Origin of the sequence: Rodentibacter rarus, assembly GCF_001998965.1 — a bacterium.
GTDB lineage: Bacteria > Pseudomonadota > Gammaproteobacteria > Enterobacterales > Pasteurellaceae > Rodentibacter > Rodentibacter rarus.
Map to the genome: position 1 here is coordinate 1 of NZ_MLHJ01000097.1, position 4,184 is coordinate 4,184.

Sequence of the window (4,184 nt, forward strand, 5' to 3'; positions counted from 1 at the left end):
GTGATATATCGCCATATTTGTTTGAGTTTTGTGAAAACGGTCAAGCGGTACGCTTGCGAACGGTAGTTTCTCTTGCTTTAGCAAAGAAACTAGGAAGTGAGCATTACGTTATTTTAACGTAATGAATAGAACGCTTGCAAGCCTAGCACTGACTAAATAAAATAAGGGAAATATAAAACCAACAAACAAGGGGCTATCAATGGCAAGCAAAATCGAAAAGCTAGAACAGCAACAAGCAGATTTACAACGCAAACAAGACGAAATCAAAGCGAAAATTCGTGCGATCAAGTCAAAAGAACAAGCAGAAAAGCGTAAAAAAGCCACGCATTACAAAGTTTTGTTAGGTGCTTACGCTTTACATTCTTTTGTTGAACGTGGCGAATTTCCTTTAGTATCGGCTGAACAGCTACGAAAATTCATCAATGATGACAAGAAATTTGATGAGTTGATAGCATTCATCAATGAAGAAATTGCAAAAGGTAAAAAATAACTGTGAGTGAAATAGTAACAATCATTTTTTACAATGTATTGATATTGTCTTTTATTGCTATAAGTGTTTATGTTTACCTGAAATGGCAACATAAAAAACGGATTGATAGAATGTTAGATGAGATGGAAAAATCTTATTCAAAATTTGCCGATCACAAAGCAAACGAAAGAATGCAAAAAAGAATTGCAGAGTACGATAAAAGACACCCATTCAAAGCGTTTAAACGGAAGTTTAAAGATAAAATTAAATGGCTTTTATAGGCTACCGCCCTACGCCTAACGGCTTCGGTTGCTGAACCCTTGCAGAACAAGCAAACAAGTTTACTTGCTCTGTAAAGGTTTTGTAATTTTTAATCCTGAAAAAAGAAAAAATTAGGGCTGAAAGCCCAAAAAGAGCCGAAAGGCTCTATTTTTATATTTTATATTTTATCTTGTTTTCGGATAGGCTAGAGCCTTTATTTGCAAGGGTTGCGAGATTTTAAAGACTACAAATTTGTCGTTTACGACTACAAATTTGTCGTTTCACGACTACAAATTTGTCGTTTCACGACTACAAATTTGTCGTTATGAACTTCAAGTGTTTTTTTTTGTAGTTCATTGTGATATACTGCTACATATTTTTTAAAATGTAGGTTATTGAATATGGCAAATGATTTAACGGTGGTAAAGGCAAATAGTCTAATCGAGGCGACTTACCGTCTTACATTGGACGAAATGAGATTGTTAGCTTTAACGATTGGAACAATGAACCCGAAAAGCGATAAGCAAGTGTTTGAGTTTTCGGTGTCTGAATTTGTAAATCAATTCCCTGAGGTGAACGCAGATAGGGCGTACACACAAATAAAATCAGCGATTGAGCGTATTTCTGAACGTTGGGTAAAGACGGAAGATGAAAGGCACGTTACTAAATTTAGATGGGTGTCGTCTCAAACGTATTTCAAGAAAGAGGGGCGATTTAAAATAGCCCTAACCAATGAAATTATGCCTTATTTAACGCAGTTAAAAGGGCAATTTACGCAATATCAGTTAAATCATATCTCTGGCTTCTCCAGTGTTCACGCTATTCGCTTATATGAGTTATTTACGCAGTATAAGCGATTGGGTGATCGTTATATTTCAGTGGAAGATTTGAAAAAGTGGTTACAACTGGAAGATAAATATGATCGCTATAACAATTTAAACCAGCGTGTATTAACTCCAGCATTGTCTGAAATTAACGAAAAATCAGATCTCTTTGTTGAGTATGAGCCAATAAAAAAAGGGCGAAAAGTTACAGGTATTGAGTTTAGTATTACATACGAAAAACCAGTGAAAAAACGCCCGGCATTTCCGCATAAAAATAAGTACGGGAAGTTTGTAACATTAAATCGACAAGATCCACGAATGAGTAATCACGAGTACGGAGAATGGGTAAAAGACTGTCTAAAAATCTTAGAAGATTTTTACAAAAAACTCGAAGATGTGCCGAATGAAGATTTGCTGTTTTATTGGATTTTTCTTGCCAGTAACGAAAGTAACAAATCAAAACTGGGTTCAAAGAAAACCTTTTCAGATGAACTGAAAAAGCGTGGTTACAAAATCGTTGAGTGTGAATTAGTAAAAATAAGGGATAACTAGATTATGTGTACTTTAATGCAAAAAGATAGCTTAATTCATTTAGTTGCTGAAGCTCAAGCAACATTAACATTAAGAATTGATCCACAAGCTCCATTTTCTGATGATGAATTAAGACTAGGAGAAATTCATAATTTTATTTATGACAGTTCTCCTGATGATATTGATTTCAAAACTCTTTCAGAAGAAATAATGAGTATAAATAGCAAATATGAGGACATTCCTATCTTAGAGCGATATAAAAAGTAAAGCTAACGCCCTTCGGTTGTTGAACCCTTGTACAAGATTGATAATTGTGAGTTAGTGAAAATTGAGAAAAAAGCGGTATAATCAAAGAATGTTCGGGGGTTGAGAAATCAGCCCTTGAGCTAGGTGGGTCTGCTGGCAGTCCCACCAGTGGCTGCTAGTGGGGCTGCTCGCAGAACCTTGTGATTAACATCAACAAGGAGCGAAAAATGAAACGTTTAATTATGTTTCTAATCGTAATTCTGCTATGCCTACTGCTCAAGGGCAGTACTGCAACCATTGGAATGTAGCAGATCATAACCTTAAAGCTCACAGAGTTCCCGCTCTGTGGGCTTTTAAATTATATGGGTTGTACAGAAATAATTCAAGAACCCTTGTCAGGCGTGCAACTTGCTTGCACGTTTGGCAAGGGTTGAACAACCGAAGCCAAAGGCGTAGGGCGTTAGCTACAAACTTAACCCATCATCACGGCTTAATGAGCGGTCTTTTTGTTTATTTTTCTGCTCTCGTTCCCATTTTTCTGTATTTCGTTTGAACTGCTCTTGGTGTAGCTGTGCCATTGATTTTTCAATTAAATTCGGATTATCTCGCATAATTTGAGCTTTACGCTCGAAAAGCGGTTTATTTTGCTTGTTGATTTGCTCGATTTTTTCCTGTTCTTTCGCTATATAGTCTTTCGTTCGGTCAAATCGCTCTGATAAATTGCTCATAACCCCCTTAATTCGCTCTATTTCGGCTTTTTGCTCCTTAGACTGATATAACCCTAGCATTCCCCACTTCTCGCTTTCTAAACGTGCTAAATCGCCTTTGTAGTCCGCATACGTTGATCTGAGCTGTTTGAGCGATTTTTCCCATTCTTCAATTTTTCTTTCGTGTTCAAATTTAGGTTTTTCTGCATTTTTGATAGTTTTATAGATAAACATATCAAAATCATCTTGAGAAACGCACTCTTTGCGATTTACAGGCGTTTTTTCTTCTCCCCTTTGTGTTTCCTTGTCTTTTTCATAAAAATCGCTCTGCGTGCGATTTAGAGCCTTTTTATTAGCTCCTTCTAATATGCTAGAAAATTTAGCTGAAAAAATGCCCTCTCCCTGCTCTCTGAGTTCGATATAACGTCTTTCTTGGGCAAGATCTTGCACGTTTTGGGCAATTTTTTGCCCAATTTCATCGGATTGACGCTGAATTTGTTCTAAATTCTTGAATTCTCGCCAGTGAATGTGGGTGGTGGGATCTCGTTCAATCCCTTGAGCTTTAAGGGTTCGTTCGTCTATTCGGCTATCTATGCCGTGCTTTTCTAGGTGCTGATTTGCCAGTTTTCGCCACGTTGTTCGAACATCTTGCACAAACTCCCTTGCGTTAGCGTGCTTTGATTTCATCGCTCCGCCTTGCTCTAATACCTTACTGTTAGCACGCTTAAAAAACTGTTCAGGTGTGCGATCTATGCCGTCTTGATGGCGTTCTGAAAAGATTAAATGGCAATGGGGGTTATGATTTTCAGGATCGTTATGGATAGCGAATGAATACGGTAACTTGTGTTTGTCATTGTCTATGCTCTGTTTTATAAACTCGTTCACTAAAATTTGCTGTTGTTCTAGGTTTAATTCTCTCGGTAAGGCAAATTCAATCTCTGTACAAACACGAGCATTTGAACGTTCGTAAATGTCGGCACTTTCCCAGAATAAACGAGGATTATTCTGGGCGAAACTCGGCATATTGCCACTTTGCGAACAGCGTAAATCATCAAATCGAGATGAATATTTATCCTCTCGATTGATATAGTTGCTTTTCGCCAGTGCTGATTGCCCTTTGGCTTTGCTAACTCGTCTTACATTTAA

5 protein-coding genes are annotated in these 4,184 nt (G+C 37.4%); 4 read left to right on the forward strand and 1 reads right to left on the reverse strand.

Going from position 1 to position 4,184, the window contains the following annotated elements; genetic code table 11:
* The first annotated feature begins 199 nt into the window (after positions 1 to 199).
* The 4 genes from BKK50_RS09285 (at position 200) to BKK50_RS09300 (ending at position 2,352) form a co-directional block, all read left to right on the forward strand.
* Positions 200 to 490, forward strand: coding sequence for a hypothetical protein (locus BKK50_RS09285; protein WP_077417493.1), 291 nt, complete (start codon positions 200 to 202; stop codon positions 488 to 490).
* A 44-nt stretch (positions 491 to 534) separates the two neighbouring features.
* Positions 535 to 750, forward strand: coding sequence for a hypothetical protein (locus tag BKK50_RS12475; protein ID WP_158074663.1), 216 nt, complete (start codon positions 535 to 537; stop codon positions 748 to 750).
* Positions 751 to 1,131: 381 nt separating this feature from the next.
* Complete coding sequence (locus tag BKK50_RS09295) at positions 1,132 to 2,106, forward strand: replication initiation protein (protein WP_077417497.1); 975 nt, start codon at positions 1,132 to 1,134, stop codon at positions 2,104 to 2,106.
* A gap of 3 nt (positions 2,107 to 2,109) precedes the next feature.
* Positions 2,110 to 2,352: a hypothetical protein gene (locus tag BKK50_RS09300; RefSeq protein ID WP_077417499.1), complete on the forward strand. Its 243-nt coding sequence runs from the start codon at positions 2,110 to 2,112 to the stop codon at positions 2,350 to 2,352.
* A 443-nt stretch (positions 2,353 to 2,795) separates the two neighbouring features.
* Here the strand turns inward: BKK50_RS09300 and BKK50_RS09305 are convergent.
* The coding region (locus BKK50_RS09305) for a MobA/MobL family protein (RefSeq protein ID WP_143529797.1) at positions 2,796 to 4,184 on the reverse strand (1,389 nt) is incomplete at its 5' end.